At 37.9% G+C, this 23,531-nt stretch carries 19 protein-coding genes and 1 other RNA gene; 10 read left to right on the top strand and 10 right to left on the bottom strand.

Features of this window, described 5'->3' with window-relative positions; genetic code table 11:
* Positions 1-80: 80 nt before the first annotated feature.
* Together B2W36_RS11625 and B2W36_RS11620 are read right to left on the bottom strand one after the other, a co-directional pair.
* On the bottom strand, positions 81-500 hold the full coding sequence (locus B2W36_RS11625) for an SH3 domain-containing protein (RefSeq protein WP_209575965.1): 420 nt from the start codon (positions 498-500) through the stop codon (positions 81-83).
* 11 nt (positions 501-511) lie between these two features.
* Entirely contained in the window at positions 512-1,018 is a 507-nt protein-coding gene (locus B2W36_RS11620) for a BON domain-containing protein (protein ID WP_209575967.1), read from the bottom strand.
* Positions 1,019-1,251: 233 nt separating this feature from the next.
* On the opposite strand from B2W36_RS11620, the gene B2W36_RS11615 reads away from it, so the two are divergent.
* Positions 1,252-2,355 (top strand): DUF695 domain-containing protein, encoded by a 1,104-nt coding sequence (locus B2W36_RS11615; RefSeq protein WP_209575969.1) that lies wholly within the window; start codon positions 1,252-1,254, stop codon positions 2,353-2,355.
* Here B2W36_RS11615 and B2W36_RS11610 read toward each other — a convergent pair.
* The gene (locus B2W36_RS11610) at positions 2,337-3,848 is read right to left on the bottom strand and encodes a hypothetical protein (RefSeq protein ID WP_293881798.1); all 1,512 of its coding nucleotides are present in this window, start codon (positions 3,846-3,848) and stop codon (positions 2,337-2,339) included. The two genes, B2W36_RS11615 and B2W36_RS11610, sit on opposite strands and share 19 nt — an antisense overlap.
* A gap of 142 nt (positions 3,849-3,990) precedes the next feature.
* Between B2W36_RS11610 and yiaA the strand changes: the two genes are divergently transcribed.
* On the top strand, positions 3,991-4,458 hold the full coding sequence (yiaA, locus tag B2W36_RS11605) for an inner membrane protein YiaA (RefSeq protein ID WP_293881796.1): 468 nt from the start codon (positions 3,991-3,993) through the stop codon (positions 4,456-4,458).
* A gap of 84 nt (positions 4,459-4,542) precedes the next feature.
* Here the strand turns inward: yiaA and B2W36_RS11600 are convergent, their stop codons facing one another.
* The gene (locus tag B2W36_RS11600) at positions 4,543-6,288 is read right to left on the bottom strand and encodes an ATP-binding protein (RefSeq protein WP_293881794.1); all 1,746 of its coding nucleotides are present in this window, start codon (positions 6,286-6,288) and stop codon (positions 4,543-4,545) included.
* Entirely contained in the window at positions 6,285-7,622 is a 1,338-nt protein-coding gene (locus B2W36_RS11595; protein WP_293881792.1) for a sigma-54-dependent transcriptional regulator, read from the bottom strand. The genes B2W36_RS11600 and B2W36_RS11595 overlap by 4 nt, the downstream gene beginning before the upstream one ends.
* A gap of 230 nt (positions 7,623-7,852) precedes the next feature.
* Here B2W36_RS11595 and B2W36_RS11590 point away from each other — a divergent pair, with 230 nt between their 5' ends.
* The 3 genes from B2W36_RS11590 (at position 7,853) to B2W36_RS11580 (ending at position 12,108) form a co-directional block, all read left to right on the top strand.
* On the top strand, positions 7,853-9,448 hold the full coding sequence (locus B2W36_RS11590; RefSeq protein WP_293887826.1) for an ABC-F family ATP-binding cassette domain-containing protein: 1,596 nt from the start codon (positions 7,853-7,855) through the stop codon (positions 9,446-9,448).
* Positions 9,449-9,734: 286 nt separating this feature from the next.
* The gene (locus B2W36_RS11585; protein ID WP_293887825.1) at positions 9,735-11,471 is read left to right on the top strand and encodes a GMC oxidoreductase; all 1,737 of its coding nucleotides are present in this window, start codon (positions 9,735-9,737) and stop codon (positions 11,469-11,471) included.
* Between the two features lie 4 nt (positions 11,472-11,475).
* On the top strand, positions 11,476-12,108 hold the full coding sequence (locus B2W36_RS11580) for a gluconate 2-dehydrogenase subunit 3 family protein (protein WP_293881787.1): 633 nt from the start codon (positions 11,476-11,478) through the stop codon (positions 12,106-12,108).
* A 50-nt stretch (positions 12,109-12,158) separates the two neighbouring features.
* Here B2W36_RS11580 and B2W36_RS11575 read toward each other — a convergent pair whose 3' ends face one another.
* Complete coding sequence (locus tag B2W36_RS11575) at positions 12,159-13,058, bottom strand: OmpA family protein (protein ID WP_293881785.1); 900 nt, start codon at positions 13,056-13,058, stop codon at positions 12,159-12,161.
* 100 nt (positions 13,059-13,158) lie between these two features.
* Positions 13,159-13,683 carry a hypothetical protein gene (locus B2W36_RS11570; RefSeq protein ID WP_293881783.1) on the bottom strand — a complete coding sequence of 175 codons (525 nt, stop codon included), beginning with the start codon at positions 13,681-13,683 and terminating at the stop codon, positions 13,159-13,161.
* Between the two features lie 324 nt (positions 13,684-14,007).
* Here B2W36_RS11570 and B2W36_RS11565 point away from each other — a divergent pair, with 324 nt between their 5' ends.
* The 4 genes from B2W36_RS11565 to B2W36_RS11550 all read left to right on the top strand — a co-directional run bounded on the left by B2W36_RS11565 (position 14,008) and on the right by B2W36_RS11550 (position 19,059).
* Positions 14,008-14,382 (top strand): hypothetical protein, encoded by a 375-nt coding sequence (locus tag B2W36_RS11565; protein ID WP_209575985.1) that lies wholly within the window; start codon positions 14,008-14,010, stop codon positions 14,380-14,382.
* A 65-nt stretch (positions 14,383-14,447) separates the two neighbouring features.
* A complete protein-coding gene (locus tag B2W36_RS11560; RefSeq protein ID WP_293881781.1) occupies positions 14,448-16,421 on the top strand; it encodes a transglutaminase domain-containing protein in 1,974 nt (657 codons plus the stop codon).
* Positions 16,418-18,319, top strand: coding sequence for a DUF3857 domain-containing transglutaminase family protein (locus tag B2W36_RS11555; protein WP_293881779.1), 1,902 nt, complete (start codon positions 16,418-16,420; stop codon positions 18,317-18,319). Before B2W36_RS11560 ends, B2W36_RS11555 begins: the two co-directional genes overlap by 4 nt.
* A gap of 74 nt (positions 18,320-18,393) precedes the next feature.
* A complete protein-coding gene (locus B2W36_RS11550) occupies positions 18,394-19,059 on the top strand; it encodes an HAD family hydrolase (RefSeq protein ID WP_293881777.1) in 666 nt (221 codons plus the stop codon).
* A 147-nt stretch (positions 19,060-19,206) separates the two neighbouring features.
* Here the strand turns inward: B2W36_RS11550 and B2W36_RS11545 are convergent, their stop codons facing one another.
* Positions 19,207-20,598: a sigma-54-dependent transcriptional regulator gene (locus tag B2W36_RS11545; protein ID WP_293881775.1), complete on the bottom strand. Its 1,392-nt coding sequence runs from the start codon at positions 20,596-20,598 to the stop codon at positions 19,207-19,209.
* A 67-nt stretch (positions 20,599-20,665) separates the two neighbouring features.
* Positions 20,666-21,044, bottom strand: an RNA gene (rnpB, locus tag B2W36_RS11540) — RNase P RNA component class A.
* A 157-nt stretch (positions 21,045-21,201) separates the two neighbouring features.
* Here rnpB and B2W36_RS11535 point away from each other — a divergent pair.
* Positions 21,202-22,218, top strand: coding sequence for a helix-turn-helix transcriptional regulator (locus B2W36_RS11535; protein WP_293881773.1), 1,017 nt, complete (start codon positions 21,202-21,204; stop codon positions 22,216-22,218).
* Positions 22,219-22,324: 106 nt separating this feature from the next.
* Here B2W36_RS11535 and B2W36_RS11530 read toward each other — a convergent pair whose 3' ends face one another.
* Positions 22,325-23,515, bottom strand: a complete 1,191-nt coding sequence (locus B2W36_RS11530; protein ID WP_293881837.1) for an NAD(P)/FAD-dependent oxidoreductase — start codon at positions 23,513-23,515, stop codon at positions 22,325-22,327.
* Positions 23,516-23,531 lie beyond the last annotated feature (16 nt).

Raw genomic sequence — 23,531 nt, 5'->3', positions numbered from 1 at the left:
AGGAGAATTATCGTTAGGTAATTCTCCTTTTTTCAAGGTCTAAGAGAGTTTGCCCCCTATGGTCCTACAACTTCCAACCACTAAACAGACTCTAAATACTGTGCATAACAATATCCCTCTTCGTTATCTTTCGTTCTGACTAGCCACCATTGGTCATTCGCTTTACTAATCAAAGTGATAATTTCTCCTTTGGCGGCTTTGCCTACAATAGGCTGATCTGTACCGGGCCCTTTTCTAACATTCAAGTTGCTATTTTCTGTAATGACTTTAACCTGACTTCCCGGCACTTCTGTAGCCACATCCACATTGAGGACCACATCTCCCGTTTGGAAATTTGGATCTATATTGCCGTAGATTTCCCACAGCTTATTTTTTATAGCTGCAGTAGGTGCAGTACCCCGAATCTGCAATACACCATCCATTTCGGCATAATTCAGATCATTTACACCTGAAGATTGAGCCGTATCTAAAAGAACTTTATATTTTTCTTGCAATGACATAGTTTCTTATTTTATTTTTTGACAACAATACCGCTTAGATCTACTTTCTTAGGATTCAAATTATCCAGTCCCTGTTTTAAGGTTATTATCTTTGGTTGTTCCAATGTACCTGTAACAGAGATCACACCATCTTTTACACTAGCCTGCACGGAAGGAAAATCTTTCATAAACGTATTCACCGCCGCACCAAGTACCGCATCATTATTGGATACCTCAATTGGCGCCGGTGTTGATGAGACTGGAGCGCTAACGATAATATCATTTTGAATAGATTTAATGTCTTTATCACCTGCTGTTTTAGCTATAGACTCCACCTGTTGCTTTTCATCTTCCGAACCAACTGTACCACTTAGGATAACTTTTCCTTTTTCAACTTCAACGTCTATCGTTTTACGACCAGTAAGGGCATTTTCGATCTTTTCTTCTAATTTATCGTCAGATAAACCCGATTTACAAGCAGAAAAGGAAAGTGCGAACGTAGTTGCCAATAGACAAAATGTTAATTTGCTAAATTTCATAAGACCAATTTTAATTTATAATTCCAACAATACCCTAACAAATTCCTATAACAATTGTTTGTTCAATTATTTTAAACTTGAATTCACTTGCCGGACCGTAATTATATAATTAAATTTAGGAACAGCGGTATTCTTGATTCTTCATTCAAATCATTTTTCTCCGCTGGGCTATGGAATAATAAATGAAAAAACAAATACGTAAAGTTGATAATTCAATCGAATAGCTATTAAATATGAGATTTTTGAATAATATTTTTGGTAAAAAAGAAAGTGAAAACGACGCCGTACAAGATTTTTGGGAGTGGTTTAAAAAAAACGAACAGACATTTTTTCAAATCGTAAAGAGTGGAGAACAAATTGATCAGCATTTTTTCAGCAAGCTTTTACCAAAGATCGATTCGCTTCGCAAGGAACTGTATTTCTTAACTGGGATGTACGATAGTGATACAGTAGAACTTGTCATCACTCCTGATGGAGTCATCAAAAATATTGCTTTCGTAGAACTTCTGATCGCTTCTGCTCCATCACTGCCTCACTGGAAATTTACAGCATTAAAACCTGCTATCGCGGATATGGAAAAATTCAAAATTAAAATGTACGGATTTTCCTTTGACATTAATGAAATGTATTTTTATCCTGTTCAGCATAAATACTTCCCTGATGAAGTCGATATCGTTATTGTCCATCCCGATTATACGGAAGAGAACAAGGCTAGTATCACCCATGGAATAGAGATATTTCTCGACAATTACATGGGTGAATTGAATTCTATCATAGCCATTGATAACTTGAATGTGACTTCAAAAGATCTCGCAACCGAAGAGTTGATTCCACTGCTCAAGCTAAAAGACTATTTGATCTGGAGAGAAAAGGAATTTGTGGAAAAATACACTGATCTAAGACATCATTCCACAGATGACATCTATACAGCTTTTGAAGGTATATTAGAAAACGACCTACCGATATTAGCTATTATCAATACAACGCTATTAGACTGGGATGGAAAAGCATCTCACCCTTGGATCGTTACGCTAAAAATTAGCTATGATGGAACGACAACTCAAGGAATGCCAAATCGCGAAACTTATGATTTAATGGATAATTTTGAAGAGGAACTAATGAACAGCCTTCCAGATGATATTGGCGTTCTTAATATTGGCCGAGAAACGGCTGATAACCTAAGGGAAATTTATCTGGCCTGTACAGAATTCCGAAAAATCACCATGACCATTGATCAGTTAATCGAACAGTACGAGGAAAAACTCCAAATCGATTATGGCATCTATAAAGATAAATATTGGAAATCCTTCGAGCGATTTTATACACAAATAGAGTAAGATTCTTTGATCAAATCCAACAAAACCTGATAAGGGCTTCCAGAAGTAACAAGAGCCTTTAACCAAGCAGCAAACCCCATAACGAATAAATCCTTATTTTCTTTTTGATTCACCATAGCATCAACAGCTGCACGATACGATTTTGTGTGAATAATGGTAGGGTTTAAAAGATATTTTTCAATCAATTTAGCAAAATCAATCACTCTGTTTTCATTGACAGTCATCAAGTATTTTTTATACCGGCGAACAAAGCTTTTTAGTTTCGAAGTTGCCAAATCGATATGATCAAATTGAATGTGGATCAGTATTTCGAGCAGCCTCTTCCGAATAGTCCATAACATCCCCATTTTCTTCTCGTACCAGGCATCCGTCCGAGTCAATTTTTGAAGTTCAACTAAAGCAGTTTTATCGCGGAATTGGGTTAAAAACATGACCAAACATAATTGTAGATCCGCCAGATCAACCTCACTTGATTTTGCTATTGATTGGTTGATCCCTTTCTTTAACAGCGCAAGACCTTCTGCGCCATCGCCAAGGTAATGAAAGTTCAATGCCTTCAACAATTGGCACCGTAGCTGAAACTGCGTTCGAAAAGCAGGGCTTCCCTGCGACAAAACTACATCCATCCGTTCCAAATACATCAAACTTTCCTTAAAAAAACCATTCCGCAAATTGAAATTTGCCAGATAATACAAAATATGCAGATAGTAAAATAACTGAAGGAATGCCTGCTCCGGATGCTTAAACAGAAAATTATCTGCCGTTTTTAAGAAAGAACGAACCAGCGCATAGTTTTGATGTATTGCAGCATACTCATTTGCGATATACAAGAGTTGATAAAGTGATTTAAATGACAAGAGATCATCCAAGGAAATACGGTATTTACTCAACGTATCTGAAATCAACTTATTGAGATCAACTATTTTTGCCCTCAAATGAATATTCTGCAATTCAGCGCGCAACAAAGCATAAGCAATCTGAAATTTCGCTTCTTGCTGCAATTTTTGTTGATTTTCGACAAGCCTTCCGACAAGCAGTTCCACATGAACAGTTGCGTCTAAATGAGCATATTGTAGCCTAGTTTGTAAGATTTCGTTCAACAAACTAAACTGTTCAAGATGAAGCGCTTTGTCTTCTGCTCGCTGAAGACATTTAAACCCAATCTTAGTAAACTGGCCTTCCAATAGGAAACGGCCAACAACAAACAATTTCAGTGCTTCATGCGCCTCGCTATTGTCTCGCTCAAAAACCTTGTTGGAAAGAAAAAACAACAGACTCTCATGAAGCCTTTTTCTCAAGGCATGGTAAGCATTCCGATTTTTAGTAGGATCATACAATTTTTTTAATTTATTTATATCGTCAGTTTCTATAATTTCTAGCAATCTGACATTTTTTACATCATTTCGCTTGTTTTTACGTTTCAGAAAAGCTTTAAAACTCTTCTTATCATCATTATCAAGCAATAATAGTAAGTCTGATATTGGATCTATCATCGTTTAAAAATTCGCATTAAATAAATATATGAAACAAAATTATATCGTCAGTATTCTTATAAAGATAAGTTTAAAACTAATTGAATACTATAGATATTTGGATAAGAAAACAACAACATTTTAAAACTAAAAAAAGAAAATTATGGAACCGCTAAAAAACATGATTGACGAAAAAAAAACTCAAAGAGATTTAAACAAAAGAAATCCATTTAAACCAACAGGGGCATTTATCGGTGCGTCATGGACTGCATTATTGGTTGGAACTGTTGGCTATTGCGTAGGCTTATGGAATGCAACAATGGCATTGAATGAAAAAGGATATTATTTCACGATTTTACTGTTTGCCCTGTTTGCGGTTATCTCTGTTCAAAAAAGTGTCAGAGATAAAGCCGAAGGGCTCGCCGTTACCGAATTGTACTATGGTTTAAGCTGGTTTGCAACAATTGTAGCCGTTGTTCTGTTGACTGTAGGCCTATGGAATGCAGAACTGCTTTTGAGTGAGAAAGGATTTTACGCAATGTCCTTTTCATTGAGTATATTCTCAGCAATCGCAGTACAAAAGAATACGCGCGACGCAAAACTTATTGATGACAATGAAATAAAACTTTAGCGGGTGCCTATCTTGCGGCCTCTGCAATGCAAGCCGCTAGATCTTTCAATGCGCTTTTGGAAGGAAAAAGATAGGTTGATGGTTTTAGGCCGATGGCCTAGGCGGAGCAATCGGAAGATAAACAAAAAATGTACTTCCACTTCCCAAAACACTTTGTACATCAATTTCTCCACCCATGCTTTCGATAAATTCTTTGCTTATGCTCAATCCTAAACCTGTTCCTTCTTTTGTACTTCCTGGAACACGGAAGTAGCGATCAAAAATTTTCATTAAATATTGCGCTGGAATTCCTTGCCCATGATCCTCAACCCGTAAAAGTACCCTTGCTCCCATTCTTTTGGCAGCAATGGCGATCACTCCCCCCACATCGGAATATCGAATTGCATTGGACAATAAATTCGTTAATACCCATGCGGCTTTTTCCCTATCGATAAGGACCATCGGCAAATTCCTTTCCAATTCTACGTCTATCCGGATTTGCTTTTGCTCAAACATCGACCGATTGGCTAGTAATGCGTAGTCTACAATCGATTCGATAGCTGCTTCGGTCAGTCTCATCTGAATCGCACCACTCTCCACCTGTGCAATATCCAAAAGTTCCCCCGTAATCTTGAGAAGCCGCGCTGTATCATCGGCAATGCCTTCGAGCAAATCTTGTTGTTCTTGATTTAAATCTCCGATCCTTTTATTTTCTAATAATTGGATTCCCATGCGTATTGAAGCGATAGGTGTTTTCAATTCATGGGAGACCGTTCCAATAAAATTCGTTTTCGCTACATCACGCTCCTTGAAACGGGTTACATCCTTCAGCAAAATAAATTGTCCGATAAATTGAGCCCCCTCCTCTCCTGTTGGAACAATATTAATATCAATGACCTCTAAATCAAAATAGTTTTGTTTTCCTGCAACACACACCTGAAACATCCCTAGATGACCAGACTCTTGATGCAAAGAGTTAATTTTGTTGAGAAGGTTTTTAATCAAATCATTAACTGATGCAATTTCTTCCAAATTTTCCCCCTCAAGTTCAACAAGTTTTAACCCCGAAATTAAACAAGCGGGCGTATTCGCAAAAAGCACTGTTTTTTCTTCATCGATCCCTATGACAGCATCATGCATATTATCGATAAGAGCTTCGATTCTCTTTTTATGCTGTAAAATCTTACCCAAATTACTGTCTGTATACTCCTCAAGTTTTTGAGCCATTGTATTAAATGATTTTGACACCGCTCCAAGTTCGTCCCGTCGCTTAAAATGGAGTCTCATTTTGTAGTTCCCAGCAGCAATCTGTTTAATACTATCGGCTAATTGTACCATTGGGCCTGCAATGGCGATGGGGAGATTGATCAACAATACAAACGCAATCATAAAACAGATTGCGCCAACAATGGAGATCGCCAATATAGCTTTCTCTGCTGTTGCATTGGCGACATCATTTTTGTGTTCGATCGCCTGCATATTCAGATACATTAAATGGAATATATCTTTCCGTAAGTCAGCCAATACGCTCACATTTTTCGTATCCTCTTTTAAGTTCAAAAAGTGACGATTTACACGTTCATTTACCTCCTGTTCCCCGCGCTCGGTTATATTACGATTTTGGAGCCTTAAGTTATATTCAAATAGCTGAACACTCTTGTTGCTGGTACGAAAATCTTCCAACGCCAACAGCATATTCCTGGAGTAATGCACCGTGTTATAGTTGTCGACTAAAATGTTATTTGTATCTTTTTTTAACCGATAAACATAATACCCACTCACTATCGCAAGCAGCAAAATCATGAAAAATAAAAAACCTACCCAAAAAGTCAGCTTAGCTTTAAGTTTCATTGGATTTTATATTCTTCAATTTTTCGGTACAAGGTAGCTATACCAATTTCTAACAATCGAGCAGCTTCCGCTTTATTTCCATTTGTATGTTTCAAAACCCGCGCTATATGCCGCTTCTCCATATCGGACATTGAAAAGTTTGATAAAATACCTGCCCCTTCTCTAAAATCACGTTGCACGAAGGGAAGACTCTGAACATCCAGTACGCCCCCCTCACTTAAAATCACACTGCGTTCAATCACATTTTTCAGTTCGCGGATATTTCCCCGCCATACATTACTTTCCAATGCCTGCACAAATGCTGTGGTCATCTCCAAAGGTTTCAAGTTGGATTTTAAAGCAAAGATATCAACATAATATTTTGCCAGGGGCGCAATATCCTGAACACGCTCACGCAGTGGTGGTAATTCAACGGTAAAAACAGACAACCTGTAAAATAGATCACTTCTAAAATGTTCAGAAGCAATTTCCTCGTGGAGATTTCTGTTAGTCGCAGCTATAATTCGTACATCTACGTAAGTTGGTTTAGAGTCGCCGATTTTTAAAAATTCGCCGGTTTCCAGAACACGGAGAATCTTGGCCTGAAGTTCCAACGCCATCTCACCCACTTCATCCAGAAAAATAGTACCGAGGTGCGCTTCTTCAAACAGGCCACGTTGATCTTTATTTGCCCCCGTAAAAGCGCCAGATTTATGACCAAACAACTCATTTTCAAGCAAATCCTTTGTAAATGCCGCACAGTTGATAGCGACAAAACTACGTTCTCTTCTAGCGCTCGCCTGATGGATAGCCTGTGCAAAAACCTCCTTACCAGTGCCCGTTTCACCAGTGAGTAAGACCGTTGTATTTGTAATAGCAACTTTTTGTGCTAATCCAATAGCGGTCTTTATAGCAGTGGAATTTCCAATAATCTTATCGAATGAAAGCTTATCTCCTAATCTTTTTTCCAACTGCTGCACTCTTCTAGCCAACGCAACCTTTTCACAGGCTTTATAAAGAAGTGGTATAATACGATTATTATCATCTCCTTTCGTAATGTAATCGAAAGCACCATTTTTTATTGCCTGCACGCTGTCCGGGATATTTCCATATGCCGTCAATAGGATAATCTCTACAATGGGATACCGCTCTTTAATTAATTTAGCGGTTTCAACGCCACTACCATCAGGTAGTTTGACATCACAAAGCACCACATCCACTTCACTGGCTTCAAGCTTTTTTAATCCGGATTTAATATCAGCAGCCTCAATGACATCAAAACCTTCCAGGCTAATAATTTTGGCTAGCAATTTCCGAAGCTTATCTTCGTCATCTATAAGAAGAATTTTATTCACAAGTGTCGTTTTTTCAAAATTACAATTTGTCTGAAGCAATTAGTAGAAAAATAAACAATTTGACTATTTATCGAAAATTTTTACGACATCAAAATATAAACGCTATCTTTGTACTTCCTCAATAGTATCAAAAACTGTATGTAAGATTAAAATTCTTTAGAACGAAATAAATACCATCCATTGACAATATCCTTGCAATTGGTCTTTTCTAACATTTAAAGAATTTCAACATGCTTTCCATACAACAACTTTCTTATATACATCCGAATAAAGATTTATTGTTTGAGAACATAAGTCTGTACATATACGCGCAAGAGAAAATAGCATTGATTGGCCACAATGGCGTGGGCAAATCAACTTTATTGCGACTGATTGCCAAAGAACTCTTTCCAAGCAGCGGGAGCATACAGTCCGTCGCCAATTCCTACTATGTCACCCAAGTCGTTGGACAATTTGAGAAAAAGACAGTTGCTGAAGCACTTAAAATTGACAAAAAATTAGCTGCACTTGATGCCATATTAGCGGGCGACGCCTCTGAAGAAAATTTCAATACACTTCAGGATGATTGGAATTTGGAAGAGCGTTGCCAAGAGGCCTTCTCGCTATGGAATCTGCCTAACATCCAACTGACACAAAAAATGTCTTCACTTAGTGGCGGACAACAAACAAAAGTCTTGTTGGCCGGAATCCAGGTTCATCAAACCGAACTCATTCTCCTAGACGAGCCAAGCAACCACTTGGATATGGATAGCAAAAAAAATCTATACAATTGGATCCAATCAACTAACAGCACACTGATCGTTGTAAGCCATGACAGAACGCTGCTTAATCTATTGGACGATATGGCCGAAATGACACCCAATGGCATTAAGCGATACGGAGGTAATTACTCCTTTTACAAGGCTCAAAAAGAAGGTGAGCGTCATGCTTTGCAACAAGATATCCATCACAAGGAAAAAGCGATAAAAATTGCGAAGGAGAAAGAAAGGGAAACAATCGAACGTCAAAATAGATTAAATAACCGGGGACAAAAAAAGCAGGAAAAAGCTGGTGTGGCGCGTATAATGATGAATACGCTACGAAATAATGCTGAAAAGAGCACCGCAAAAATAAAGAGTGTACATCAGTACAAAATCGGAGGTATCAGATCCGATCTGCACGAGCTCCGGGGCTCGCAATCGGCATTGGATGAAATTAAAATAGATTTAGGAAACAGTACTTTTCCCACAGGAAAGAGTATGGTAAAAGCAGAAAACATCAATTTCAGCTATGGCTCGCAGCAGCTGTGGAAAGATAATATAAGCTTTCAATTATTCAGTGGAGATCGCATCGCACTACAGGGCCAGAATGGGTCTGGTAAAACGACATTGGTTAAACTCCTTCTTAATCAATTAGTGCCTGAACAGGGAAAAATTGAACAACAATCGTTTGAATCGATCTACTTAGACCAGACATATTCCATCCTATCTCCGCATTTGAGCATCTATGAACAAGCTCAGCAATATAATACTCAAGCATTGCCCGAACATGAAATTAAAATCAGACTCAATCGCTTTCTATTTGGAAGGGATGAGTGGGATAAAAAATGTCAACAATTGAGCGGCGGTGAAAAAATGCGGCTGATATTATGTAGTCTAACTATTAAACAACAATCGCCCGATTTGATTATACTTGATGAACCAACAAATAATTTAGATATTCAAAATATCCTCATTCTGACAAAAGCAATTCAGCTTTATAAGGGAACATTGCTTGTTATTTCGCATGATGAAGTATTTCTAGAAGAAATTTATGTAAACAAAGTCGTCCAGCTAGCCAACCTATAAATGGCAGCTGCTTCTATTTTGCTCCAATGCACTACGCTTCGCTTATGCTACTAACCATTGTAAAATTTAAAGAAACAACGCGTTTTTTGTAACAATCCCATATTCTTTGTTTAAAATCTGCTAAATCGATAAATTAAATTAAAAAAAACAAATTTTTATCAATATATTCACAATGATTTTAAACATGAAATAATAACCATTAAATTAATTGAACCTTTCATTTACAGAATTAAGCTTCATGGCAGACGTATCGCATAGGCCCCTCAATTAATTACTTCATTTAATTATGTCAGATTATCAAATTAAAGAAAATCCCGAATTATTTGACGCCATCGTAGTTGGTTCCGGCGCAGGTGGTGGCATGGCAGGTTATATACTTGCGCATGCGGGACTTAAAGTATTGATGCTGGAAGCAGGTCCTTTTTATGATCCAGCAAAAGATTCATTGCAACTACGCTGGCCTTGGGAATCTCCAAGAAGGGGCGCAGGTACTACTAGACCTTTCGGGGATTTTGATGCGGCCTTCGGCGGCTGGCAAATCGAAGGTGAACCCTACAGCAAAGTAGCGGGAACAGAATTTGAATGGTTTAGAGCCCGCATGCTTGGCGGAAGAACGAATCACTGGGGTCGAATTTCATTACGCATGGGCCCTGACGATTTTAAGCCCAAAGATGGAGTTACTGAAGAATGGCCTATTACCTATGAGGAGGTTAAGCCTTTTTACGACCGTGTAGACCGCATGATCGGTATATATGGAACGGTAGAGGGTATTCATAACGAACCAGATGGAATTTTTATGAAACCGCCCAAACCACGTCTAAACGAATTGTACATTGCAAAAGGCGCTAAAAAAGCAGGGGTTCCAGTGATTCCTGGGAGAGGCGCTGTACTGACAGAAGTGTCGAAAGACATTAAGGATCGTGGAACCTGTTTCTATTGCGGTCAATGCGGTCGTGCATGTAAGGTCTACGGGGACTTTTCTTCATCTTCTTGTCTCGTTATTCCAGCAATGAAAACCGGTAATTTAAAAGTAATTGACAATGCGATGGTACGAGAAGTCATTACAAATGATGAAGGGATTGCCGTTGGTGTTTCTTATGTAAATACCAAGGATTTACAGGAATATACTGTTAAGGGTAAAACCGTTATTTTGGGTGCGAGTGCCTGTGAAAGTGCGCGAATTATGCTAAATTCCAAATCAAAATCGCATCCTGGTGGTGTTGGTAATAGCAGCGGTTTAGTTGGAAAATATCTCCACGATTCTACAGGAGCCAGCTTATCGGGATTTTTGCCACAGTTACTTGACCGGAAGCGCTATAACGAGGATGGTGTAGGCAGTGTGCATATCTATTCCCCCTGGTGGGAAGATAATGCTAAGTTAAACTTTCCTAGAGGCTATCACATCGAATATGGAGGCGGTTTACATATGCCTTCTTACGGATTTTTGAACTGGGTACCGAAAGTAAACGATATCGCCAAAAATTCAGATGGAAACGGAAAAGCCAAAGGTGGTTATGGCACAGCTCTAAAAGAAGATTTCCGCACCTATTATGGTGCAAATGTCGGTATGGCCGGAAGGGGAACGGCATTGGCAAGAAAAGACAATTACTGTGAGATAGATCCAGATAAAGTCGACAAATTTGGCATTCCGGTGCTACGCTTCAACTATAAATGGGCAAATGAAGAAATAGCACAAGCGAAACACATGCAAGAGACATTTCAATCGATTATGCATGAAATGGGCGCTGTGATCACATCAAAAATCCCAGGAGCCGACACCTTATATGGACTGGAAGCTCCAGGAAAAATTATTCATGAAGGTGGAACCACAAGAATGGGTAACGACCCTAAGACTTCTGTTTTGAACAAATGGGGGCAGGCGCACGATTGTAAAAATCTCTATGTGGTTGATGCTGGGCCATTTGTACAACAAGGGGACAAAAATCTGACCTGGACAATACTCGCTTTATCGATGCGAACAGCAGAATATATACTTCAAGAAAAGAAAAAATTAAACGGTTAAACGCATGAATAGAAGAGAATCTTTACGAGCGTTAGGATTAATTGCAGCTGGATCTGGTCTTTTAACCACAGCTTGCAATTCAAAAGATGCTAAAAATGCTGCGGCAGACAATAGTAAAAAATTACCTGGAGTACAGGATTTTGAATACGAACGCACAGAACAACTATACGCTGAAAAGTTCTTTGATGAACATGAAATGGCGACAATAACTGTATTGGCTGATATTATTATACCCAAAGACAGTAAGTCTGGCAGTGCATCGGAAGCTGGTGTACCCGATTTTATCGAGTTTATTGTCAAAGATTTGCCCGACAATAAAATCCCCATGCGCGGTGGACTTCGTTGGCTAGACCTCCAATCCAAAAAGCGCTATGGTACAGTTTTCATCAAATGCAGTGAAAAGGATCAGCTTGCGTTAGTAGACGATATTGCCTATCCCGAGTTGGCAAAACCAGAGATGAAACAAGGTGCTGCATTTTTCTCCTTGATGCGTAATCTTACTTCTTCGGGATTTTACACGAGCGAAATGGGTATAAAAGATATTGGCTATGCCGGAAATAAACCTGGCGTCTGGAATGGTGTACCAGATGATGTATTGAAAGAGCACGGTTTTGACCCGACTAAATTCTTTGGATAGAATAAAAAAATCCTTTCNNGAAAGGATTTTTTTATTCTATCTAATCCAAATTATTGCGCTGATGGAACTTCTGTAGCTTCTGGAGCTTTATCAATTAATTCCATAAATTGATCCAATTTTGGGGTTATAATAATTTGTGTTCTTCTATTCCGTTGCTTACCGAGCGCTGTGGAATTGTCCGCTATAGGGTTATATTCTCCCCTACCGCCCGCAGTTAAGCGTTTTGGATCCACACCATATTTATTCTGTAAAGCCTGTACCACAGAAGAAGCTCTTAGGGTACTTAAATCCCAGTTATTACGAATATTAGGTTTTGAAATCGGGTCGGTATCGGTATTACCTTCAATCAATACTTCATAATCTCTATAGTCCTGAATGATCTTTGCAATTTTACTCAATGTCTGATCTGCTCTATCGTTAATTTCATAACTGCCGGATTTGTAAAGCATATTATCGGCAAGTGAAATATAAACCACCCCTTTCAAGACCTGTACATCAACTTCCTGCAACTCTTCACGGCTAAGCGATCTAGTTAAATTGTTTGATAATACTAGATTTAAAGAGTCGGATTTATTCTTCGTTTCTACCAGATGTTTGATGTATTTGTTTGAAGCGTTAATTTCGTCAACCAACTTGGAAATATTAATATTTCCCTGTGAATTCTGATTAATACTATTATCTAACGACTTCTGCAAAGCAACATAGGCAGATCGCAGATCAGCATTATTTTGTTTTTCGGTGGCTAGCTGATCCTCTAAACTCTTAATTCTCGTGCGACCTTCCGCTATTTGAAGCTGCCCGTCTTGATATTGCTTGTTTAACTGACTATGCTCTGTTTGTAATTTATTGTAGTCCGACTGTAAGCCAGCATATTGTTTTTTGCTGACGCCACATCCGATAACAAACAAACTGGCCGTCAATACTGACATTGGAAAAACTAAATTCTTCATGATATACTCTTTTTGTAGATGTTGAATTAATTCATATAGCAAGATACACAATATTCTAGCCAAAACACCTTAGGCGTTTCAAATTAACAACCTTTAACGTCTATTGAGCTAACTCTTTTAATTCGGTTGAACTAAATATCTGTGCACCTTTGAGGTAAGGATTCGCGCCTTTTAAATAGTTATAAATAATAGATTTGGCTTCCTCATTCGGTAATTTGTACAGATTTTTAACAAGGAAGTTTTTATCTTCAAGAATATTATTGTTATAACCCAAAAAAGAAGGTGCATGTACCTGTACACTCCACCGTATAAACCGCGCTTCAATATGATTGGGATTTTCTTTTATCACTTCTTCCAAATAATTTTTACCCGCTTTAAACTGTCCAACTTTTTTAAATGGATTACCGATATGTTTAGCTAAAAGGATCTGATAAGCTGCCAAGTATACTTTCTCAGTAGGTGATTTGGCTCCCTCAATTAGCACCTTTAAATTATGTTCACATAGATCCTCATCCTTTACAGCTCCCGCATATTCCCTTCGAATTTTATCTATATTCACCTGTTGGCCAAGTCCAGCCTTTGATAGGCAAAATAGCACAATGATCATTACTATTCGTGTTATCATAATTATAAATTAGGTCATCTAAACCATTTCATTTTCCCGCTTAAATTACTAAAAAAATCGAATCCAACTATTAATTTTAAATTATCATCGCACCAAACAAAGGTTTCCATAACATTCTATCGCCACAGCTAGCAAAAAAAGAAAAAACATTCATTAAGGTATATTTTAAAAGCGATTTGGCTTCAATTCACATCCCCAATAGTTAATCTACGAATAATCAGCCTATCTCATCAAGTCAGGATAGCTCATAAGTTTCATGTTCCTTGCCAAAAGTCAAATTATTTTTACTATATTAGGTATACCATTATAAATTTAAAACGAGCTATGGAGACAAAAGCAGAATATCAGATTTGGGATACTATTGTGAATAGTGCAAAAACTAAATTCGATTATAAGCATATTCGTGCTATGTTTAAAAAGGAAGATGACGAAATAACCGATAAGTTTCTATTCCATATTATTGCAGGTTTTGCCTGTGGTGAAAATCATCAGACAATTTCGACTAATCTTTTCAATGAATTACAAAACATTCATTTTGAATGCAATGAAGAACAGATCGATAGATTTATCGCTGATAAGCACGTGAAATTCAGCCCAGAAATATATGCCACCTATCTAGCATTCTCGATGCTGGAAGATGGTGAGGATATCGATAATATCACTGAAATTATAAACAATCTTTTGCAGTTAGATAAATAATTATCCTGAATTATCGTTTAATTTTGGCTAAAAACTTATATTTGTGAATTATTACACCTATAGTTATGCGCCAGTTTTTAACGCTATTTTTAATATTTTCTATTTATACAAATAGTGTAGCCCAAAATTTCGATTTTGGTAAAGTTTCTATTTCGGATTTCTCACGTACAGATTTGGATAGCAATGCCCATGCTATCGTTCTGAATGAGTTTGGTCAAAGCTCTGTTTTCGTGGATGATTATGATAACCGTATCAAACTTCTTCATGAATACCATGTACTAATCCGCATCATAGACAAAGAAGGATTTAAAAAAGCTAATTTTGAAATTCCATCTTATAAACGTGGAAATTATATACGCGACTACTTTGATGAATTAAAGGCTGTTACATATAACTTAGAAAACGGTAAAATAGAGACAACAGCGCTTGAAAATAAAAAAGTTTTCAAAGAAAATTATTCAGCACATCTGGACCTTAATAAATTCACGCTTCCGAATATTAAAGAAGGATCTATCATTGAAGTATCTTATCGAACGCTAGAGCAGGACTTATTTAATTTTAAGACATGGGAATTTCAAGATGATCTTCCTAAAATACAAAGTCAATACATTGCAATTATACCTGCTTCTTTCACATACAATGTAGCTTTACGTGGACCTTATAAACTTACTGATCAAAAAGGTGAAGTATTGAGAGAGTATATTTTTCTAGATGGTCTAAGAATGGATTGTTCAAAATTGACCTATACAATGAAGAACATTCCGGCATTTATCGAAGAGGATTACATGACTTCCCCCACCAATTTTAAATCTGCAATTTATTATGAACTTGAATCGATTTTTTATCCGAGCACGGGTAGTAAGAAGACATTTAGCAAAACTTGGAAAGACGTCGATATAGACCTGATGAATGAAAAGACCTTTGGTGGTCAATTAAAAAAAACAGATGTATTCAAATCCAGTTTAGCAACAATTATATCGTCTAATGATAGCAAACTTGAAAAAGCAAAAAAGGTATATAACTATATCAACAAACAAATAAAATGGAATAATCATTTAGGCAAATATGCAGAAACAGGCGTTGAAAAAGCACTAGAAAAAAGGAATGGGAATATTGGGGATATTAATTTAGCGTTAGTAACCGCTTTGATGGCTGCAGACCTGGAGGCATACCCCGTCATTCTCTCGACTCGCCGAAACGGTACGCCTAATGCGCTTTTTCCTGTATTATCTGACTTTGACTACGTCATCGCTTGCGTGGATATCGATGGCGTAAAATATACATTAGATGCCACTAATGCTTATTTGCCTTTTGGAGAATTGCCTTTACAATGTTTAAATGAACGGGGAAGAATCATCTATTCTAAAAAAAGCTCAAATTGGTTCCCACTTGTAGCGACAGAATTTTCCGAAGTAAACTATGTCTTGGAAGGAGCTTTAGATGAACAATCAAAAATTAAGGGAAAATTAACCATAAGCAGTAGCGGCAACAAAGCATTCTTAAAGCGTCAACATATTGCTAAATTTAATTCTTTGGAAGAATATTGGGAAAAAATGGACGAAGAAATGCCCAACATTACACTGATAAAGTCGAGTATCCAAAACCTTGAGGATATTGACCAAACGTTGATAGAAGAATTCGATGTCGTCGCGGATGTTTCCAAACAGACGGGACAAGGTGAGATCGTTTTGGCTCCAACTATTATTGACAGGATCTCCCACAACCCATTTAAGGCGCAGGAAAGAACCTACCCCGTCGACATGGGCTTTAAATCCAAAACATTGTACGCAGTCAGGTTAACAATCCCAGATCAGTATGAAATTGTTGAAAAGCCTCAAAATGTGTCCTTAGCGCTGCCTGAGTCCACTGCAAAATATAAATATGTCAGCCAAACTGATGGCAACAAAATCGAAATCCTACAGAGCCTCACGTTCAACAAACCCCTATTTTCGGTCGATGAATATTTTTCACTCAAAGAATTATATTCCCGTATCATTCAACAACAAAAAGTAGATCTAAAATTAATTAGTAAAAAATGAAAATTCTATTCGTCAACTTACTATACATCCTGCTTCCGATCCTTGCGATTGCGCAAGAAAACTATGACGTTGCTAATATTCCCAGTACATTAAAAAGCAGAGCAGTAGCGACTGTACGCAATGATAAAACTGTGGTAGAAATAAAATCTCCCGAACAAGTTGTCACCACGACAACTTGTGCCATTACCGTGTACAATAAAAACGGAGACCGTTATGCCACGCTTCCGGTGTATTATGATAAATCCACTGAGATCAGAAGCATCAAGGGAGCGATCTATAACGAAATGGGCATATTGCAAAAGAAAATTTCAACGAAAGATTTTAAGGATATTAGCGCTGTTGACAACAGTACGATGTTTGCCGATTCCCGAGTAAAATTATATGTCCCAAACTACCACAGCTATCCCTATACCATCGAATATCAATACGAGGTCAGAAGCAAGCAAAACTTGATCATTCCATCTTGGACTCCGGAGGTCTCCAACAATGTGTCCGTAGAAAAAAGCAGTTTCCAATTTATCGCACCAATTGGCACAGACTATCGAATAGAAACAAAGAATTACAGTGGAACTGCAAAACAAGAAAAAAATGAAAAGACCGAGAGCAAGACGTGGAATGTGGAACAGATAGCGGCAAGAAAGGAAGAATCATATCGTCCCAACTCCAGTCTTAAAAAAACGAATGTACTCATTGTTCCCAAAAATTTCATTTACTACGGGAAAGAAGGAAATTTCTCAGACTGGAAAGAATTCGGTAACTGGGTATCCAACAGTTTGCTAAATAAGAAACAAGACCTAACCGAAGCCTCCAAACAAAAATTTATTGCATTGACCAAAAATGCCAGTTCAGACAAGGATAAAGCAAAAATTCTATACGATTACTTACAAAAAAACACACGCTATATCAGTATTCAGATAGGCATTGGAGGCTTAGAGCCCTTTCCTGCTTCAGAAGTAGACCGTCTGGGGTATGGCGATTGTAAAGCGCTAGTCAACTACATGCAAAGTATGCTGTCGGCCGTCAATATCCCATCCTATTATTGCATCGTCGAAGCCGGAAGACGCAAAGAAAGTTTCAATAAAACCTTTGCGAACGCTCAAGACGGAAATCACGTCATATTATGTATTCCGTTTAAAAATGATACAACTTGGCTAGAATGTACAAGCCAAAACCTTCCATTTGGTTTTCTCAGCGATTTTACCGACGATAGAGATGTCGTTGCCTGCACTGAAAATGGTGGAGTTATTATGCATACTCCTAAATACGTAAATTCAACCAATCTTCAGCTTCGCTACGCCGATCTAAAACTTTCAGAAGACGGGAATATACAAGGTTCGCTAAACACCAAGTTCTACGGAACTCAATATGCAAACCATATGGATGTACTTTTGGCTAGCAATAATGACAAGAATAAACTTCTAACTGAATATTACAATATAGACAATATCAATTTCAACCGGATAAATTATATTGAACACAAAGAAGATAATCCATTTATTGAAGAGCACCTGGATATTTTCATTAAAAATTATGCTGTGAAAAATGGCAATAAACTTTTGATCCAGCCTAATTTATTCAACTCATATTCCAATATTCCTGACAGCAAAAATAGAACAGAAGATATTTTTATTGAAAGAGGTTTTACCGATGTTGACAGCATTAGCATTATTCTTCCTGAAAATATACTTAAAACAGTAGTCCCTGAAAAGAAAATCATTGAAAAATCGTTTGGTAAGTATGAGTTTAGATCAGAAATAAAAGACAATAAACTCTTCACTTACAGAAAATTGGAGCTTTTTGAAGGCACCTATCCTGCTAGTAATTATGAGGAATTTTTTCAATTTCATAACGAAGTAAGCAGTAGTGATAGAGGCCGTTTTAACCTTAGCTTTCTCTAAACAAATGAAAATATTTACCAGAATATGAATGTGTGTAATCCGCCGAAGCAAGGCAATTATTGTATATTAGCCCAATGACAGAATACGCAGCGATATTTGACATGGACGGTGTTATAAGTCACACCAATCCTTTCCACGCACAAGCCTTTAGAGCTTTTTTTAAAAACCACAATGTACAACAAGCTACAGAGGAGGAATTTGAACAGCACATGTATGGTAAGCACAATAGTTATATTATGCAACATTTCTTTAAACGTCCAATTTCTTCTGAAGAACTGCGCACGCTTGAATTTGAAAAAGAGCAGCTTTTTAGGGTAATTTACAAAGACCATGTAGCACCTATCAAGGGGTTAATTGAATTTTTAACAGCCTTAAAAGAAAAAGGTTTTAAGCTTGCTGTAGCGACATCTGCTCCCCGGGAGAACATGGATTTAATTCTAGACGAATTGAATATACGGCACCTATTCTCTTCCACACTAAGCAGCGAAGACGTGAAATTACATAAACCTCATCCTGAAGTTTACCTAAAATCGGCAGAAAATCTTCAAATTTCAACCGACCGCTGTATCGTTTTTGAAGATTCTTTTTCCGGTATTACTGCAGCTAAAAATGCTAATATGAAAGTTGTAGCCGTACTTTCAACGCATAAAAAAGAAGAATTACCGGCAAGCAATGATTATATCAATAATTATACGGAAATATCAGTTGCGAATGTTGAAGCTATTTTAAAAACACAGTAGCCAGAACTTTACGGCACAATTCCCAAATTGCTGTTGATGTATAAAAAAAGAGATTCCTTGAGGAATCTCTTTTTTTTTGTGTCGATTGTCCAGTTTGCCCTAAAAAATCATGGACAGCTAATGGATAACTAAAATTTTATTCGGCTATTAATCTCTTTTCAGACCGAACTTTTCTATTTTACTATAAAGATGACTACGTTGAATATCTAAATCATCCGCTGTCTTGGAGACGTTCCAATTATTTTTTTCCAACTTATATTTTATAAATTCTTTCTCAGCATGATCCTTGTAATCTTGGAATGAATCAAAGGAGTCCATATCTAATCCATAATTTGTTGTACCTTTTTCATGGGCTACACCATTTACCGGTTCGCGCGAAGGATTGGCAAAGGCAATGACATCTTTGTCGGTAATAGACTTGTCGCTCAAAATAATTAAACGTTCAATCATATTTCTTAACTCGCGAATATTGCCCGTCCAAGGAAGATGGCTTAACTCTTTCATGGCTGCAGCAGTGATATCCTTAACGGGAATTCCGTACTCCATACAGATCTCTTCGCAGAAATTAGTAGATAATAAAGGAATATCATCAACGCGATCAACTAATGCAGGTACATGGATCAATATAACAGAAAGACGGTGATATAAGTCCATTCTGAAATTACCATCTTCAATTTCTTTCAATAAGTCCTTATTGGTCGCAGCAACCACACGTACATTGACATCAATTTCTTTATCGCCCCCCACTCTCGTAATTTTATGTTCCTGTAGCGCTCTTAATACTTTTGCCTGCGCCGAAAGGCTCATATCACCAATCTCATCTAAAAACAATGTTCCGCCACTAGCTTGTTCAAATTTTCCAATACGTTGCTTAATAGCCGATGTGAAAGATCCTTTTTCGTGACCAAATAGCTCTGATTCAATTAATTCAGAAGGGATTGCCGCACAGTTCACTTCGATTAATGGGCCTTGTGCGCGATTTGATTTCTCATGTAACCAACGCGCAACCAATTCTTTTCCCGAACCATTCGCACCAGTAATCAATACGCGAGCCTCAGTTGGTGCAACACGGTCAATTGTTTCCTTAATACGTTTGATAGCCCCAGATTCACCTAATATATCTTTCGTTTTCGAACTGCTAACTTTTCGTTTCAGGACTTTAGTTTCCGTGACTAGGGAACTTTTATCCAATGCATTTCGAACCGTGATCAATAACCTATTTAGGTCCAGTGGCTTTTCTAAAAAGTCAAATGCTCCTTTTTTCGCAGCTTCAACAGCGGTTTCAATCGTACCATGTCCGGAGATCATTATGAAGGGAATATCGGGACTGCTTTGGTGGGCATCCGCCAACACTTCCATCCCATCCATCGTATTCATCTTGATATCACACAGAACAAGATCTATTTTTTCCTTTTTTAGAATATCTAATCCATCCCGGCCATTGTCGACATCTAAAATCGTATAATCTTCATATTCCAAGATATCACGCAACGAACTTCTGATGGCGCGCTCATCATCAATGATTAAAATCGTACTCATAAATAGAGAATTATGCTATTTTTTCAATTATGAAAATCAATATAAGTTTTTTTTGGCAATTAGCGAAAAAGAAGCAAACCTTGTAAGCCGGGTTCTGTAGACCACCGAAGTGGAATTTCTATCATTTATCTAGATTTGCCATCGCTGACAAACTCAATCAACCTACCCATTACGAATTCCAATACATTGAAAGAAGACGAGCAGCCTTCGATTTTCGCAACCTATTTGGTCTTTCAACACACGAGGTTTACCGTAATGCATGTCACCATACAAGACCGTAAGCTCTTACCTTACGTTTTCACCCTTACTCCGAAAAGCGGTATATTTTCTGTGGCACTTTCTGTCTACTATTTCCATAGCAGCCTTCCCGTTAGGAAGCGTGTCGCTCTATGTTGCCCGGACTTTCCTCTCCTCTCAAAAAGAGCAGCGATAGAACCAGTTTGCTTCTGCGCAAAAGTAGCTATTTTACTCGGATAAAACTGAAATTCTTTTCAATTTCGAAAAGACCACAAATTATTTAACTTGTGTTGCAAAATCTACGCAGCCATATTGCGTAGATAAAAGAAAGTTTTCGTATTTTCAGCTGACCAAAGGAAATCGAACATGGCACTTAATAAACTTGCGCTTATACGCTATAGAACAATTGATCAATGTCTCCGTTTGCGACATCGAAAATGGACGTTAGAAGACCTTATGGAAAAAGTCGCAGATGCACTCTATGAATTTGAAGGAATCAAAAATGGAATAAGTAAACGAACGATACAAGGCGACATTCAACTCATGCGGAGCAATAAGCTCGGCTACAATGCACCTATTGTGGTTTTGCATCGCAAATTTTATACCTATGAAGATCCTAATTACAGCATTAGTAATTCTCCTATTTCTGTCGGAGATATGCAAAAAATGAAGGAGGCTGTGGAAGTATTGAAGCATGTGAGCGGTTTCTCAAGCTTTGATGAAATGAGCGATATCGTTGCACGGCTCGAAGATAGTATCCATACCAAAAAGGACAACTCACCATCGATTATACAAATGGAAAGCAACAATCTGCTGAAGGGTCTTTCCTTTATCAATCCATTGCATCAAGCCATTCGGGAGAAAATCCCGCTACTCATAAGCTACCAGTCGTTCAAAGCGAAACAACAGCAAGACCTTGTCTTCTCCCCCTATCTTCTAAAAGAGTATCGTAATCGGTGGTTTCTAATTGGTCATCATAAAAAGAATGAAGGGTTGATGACGCTAGCACTTGATCGCATAAATTCTGTAGAAGAAATGGGCAAAAATTCATATAAAGAATATAACGGTGTAGATTTTGAACGCTATTTTTCGGATACCATTGGCGTTACTAAATCACACAAAGACCGTGGACATCGCGTAATATTACTTGTCAATGCAAAAAATGCGCCTTATGTGACAACAAAACCCATACATTCTTCCCAGCAAATTTTGAATAAAAAGGAAGACGGATCGATTTTGATTCGCCTCGATGTTGTACTTAATTTTGAGCTGGAAAGAGAAATTTTAGGTTTTGGCGAATCCGTTAAGGTGCTCTCACCAAAAAGTCTTCAAACTCGAATAAAGCAGCGCTTGGGAGCTGCCATACAACACTATACCCAATAATCTGTAGACAGGCATTTGCATTAAAAAATGTATAGTATTTCAGTCCATTCTCCCGGTTAGGCGATTTTTCCAGAATAGATGGGAACAATTGCCACCTTCACAAAGGCTAAATATGTTGAGCGATGGCATAACCACTAGCCCAAGCCCATTGGAAGTTATAACCGCCCAGCCATCCGGTAATATCCACAGTTTCTCCTCCGAAATAAAGACCATTAACTTTTTTTGACATGAGCGTCTTGGGATGAAGTTCCGCTGTCGATACTCCGCCTCGCATGACCTCAGCTTTATCATAACCCTTATCTCCCGCAGGTTTTACCTTAAAGTGATGAATTGTATCAACAATCAATTTCGCATCAGCTTTACTAAGGGAGGCAATTTTGGTATCCAATACCAGGAATTTTCCAAGCGCATCAACCAATTTCCTAGTGAAGTGATCGTTTAACAATTGGGAGACAAGTCTTTTTCCACCGTATTGGCGCTCCTGTTTAATCAAATTTTCCAAATTAAAATTAGGTAACAAATCAATTGTAATCTCCATTCCAGGTCTCCAATAACTTGAAATTTGAAGAATTGCGGGTCCGCTTAATCCCCAGTGCGTAAAGAGAATGTTTTCTTCAAAAGACATTCCGTCAACAGATACCTTTGAGAATACCGCATTTCCAGCCAAAGAACTATACCAATCAGCATCTTTTCCTGTTATGGTTAAAGGTACCAATGCTGGAGCGGTTCCAACTACATTCAGACCAAACTGTTTCGCTACACGTAATCCGAAATCTGAAGCACCAAGCTTTTGCACCGGTAAACCCCCAGAAGCAATAATCAATTTATGTGCATAATACCGTACATCACCTCTTGTATTTTCTGCCGCAACCTCAAAACCATTGTCCTTTTTTTCTACGGCCTTCACCAATGTATTTAATGCGACATGCTGACCTGTGTGCTGTAAAATTTCAGAAAATACAGCGACGATATCTTTTGCTTTATTTGTTACTGGAAACAACTGCCCCAAAGTCTTCTCCTGGCCAATAATACCATAACCTTCAAAAAAAGTAATGGTATCCTCCACGCTCCATTGTTTGAATACACTGTATAAAAAATCTGGATTTTCAGAAATAAAATTGGCGGGGCTGGTACCCGTATTGGTATAATTACAGCGCCCACCTCCTGAAATCAATATCTTCGCACCAACTTTATCGTTTCGTTCAATAACTAAAGTCTTCTTTCCGATTAGCCCTGCTTGCGCAGCGCACATCAAACCACAGGCCCCAGCCCCAATAATGATCGCATCGTAGGTTATACTCACAGTAACAGAT

It is taken from the genome of Sphingobacterium sp. UBA3549 (assembly GCF_002376635.1).
GTDB lineage: Bacteria > Bacteroidota > Bacteroidia > Sphingobacteriales > Sphingobacteriaceae > Sphingobacterium.
This window is presented reverse-complemented; position numbering and strand designations above follow the sequence as displayed.

What these genes read in the sequence shown, in the direction of transcription:
- B2W36_RS11625 (WP_209575965.1), bottom strand. Translation starts at nt 500, where the DNA reads ATGTCATTGCAAGAAAAATATAAAGTTCTTTTAGATACGGCTCAATCT.
- B2W36_RS11620 (WP_209575967.1), bottom strand. Translation starts at nt 1,018, where the DNA reads ATGAAATTTAGCAAATTAACATTTTGTCTATTGGCAACTACGTTCGCA.
- B2W36_RS11615 (WP_209575969.1), top strand. Translation starts at nt 1,252, where the DNA reads ATGAGATTTTTGAATAATATTTTTGGTAAAAAAGAAAGTGAAAACGAC.
- B2W36_RS11610 (WP_293881798.1), bottom strand. Translation starts at nt 3,848, where the DNA reads ATGATAGATCCAATATCAGACTTACTATTATTGCTTGATAATGATGAT.
- yiaA (WP_293881796.1), top strand. Translation starts at nt 3,991, where the DNA reads ATGGAACCGCTAAAAAACATGATTGACGAAAAAAAAACTCAAAGAGAT.
- B2W36_RS11600 (WP_293881794.1), bottom strand. Translation starts at nt 6,288, where the DNA reads ATGAAACTTAAAGCTAAGCTGACTTTTTGGGTAGGTTTTTTATTTTTC.
- B2W36_RS11590 (WP_293887826.1), top strand. Translation starts at nt 7,853, where the DNA reads ATGCTTTCCATACAACAACTTTCTTATATACATCCGAATAAAGATTTA.
- B2W36_RS11585 (WP_293887825.1), top strand. Translation starts at nt 9,735, where the DNA reads ATGTCAGATTATCAAATTAAAGAAAATCCCGAATTATTTGACGCCATC.
- B2W36_RS11580 (WP_293881787.1), top strand. Translation starts at nt 11,476, where the DNA reads ATGAATAGAAGAGAATCTTTACGAGCGTTAGGATTAATTGCAGCTGGA.
- B2W36_RS11575 (WP_293881785.1), bottom strand. Translation starts at nt 13,058, where the DNA reads ATGAAGAATTTAGTTTTTCCAATGTCAGTATTGACGGCCAGTTTGTTT.
- B2W36_RS11570 (WP_293881783.1), bottom strand. Translation starts at nt 13,683, where the DNA reads ATGATAACACGAATAGTAATGATCATTGTGCTATTTTGCCTATCAAAG.
- B2W36_RS11565 (WP_209575985.1), top strand. Translation starts at nt 14,008, where the DNA reads ATGGAGACAAAAGCAGAATATCAGATTTGGGATACTATTGTGAATAGT.
- B2W36_RS11560 (WP_293881781.1), top strand. Translation starts at nt 14,448, where the DNA reads ATGCGCCAGTTTTTAACGCTATTTTTAATATTTTCTATTTATACAAAT.
- B2W36_RS11555 (WP_293881779.1), top strand. Translation starts at nt 16,418, where the DNA reads ATGAAAATTCTATTCGTCAACTTACTATACATCCTGCTTCCGATCCTT.
- B2W36_RS11550 (WP_293881777.1), top strand. Translation starts at nt 18,394, where the DNA reads ATGACAGAATACGCAGCGATATTTGACATGGACGGTGTTATAAGTCAC.
- B2W36_RS11545 (WP_293881775.1), bottom strand. Translation starts at nt 20,598, where the DNA reads ATGAGTACGATTTTAATCATTGATGATGAGCGCGCCATCAGAAGTTCG.
- B2W36_RS11535 (WP_293881773.1), top strand. Translation starts at nt 21,202, where the DNA reads ATGGCACTTAATAAACTTGCGCTTATACGCTATAGAACAATTGATCAA.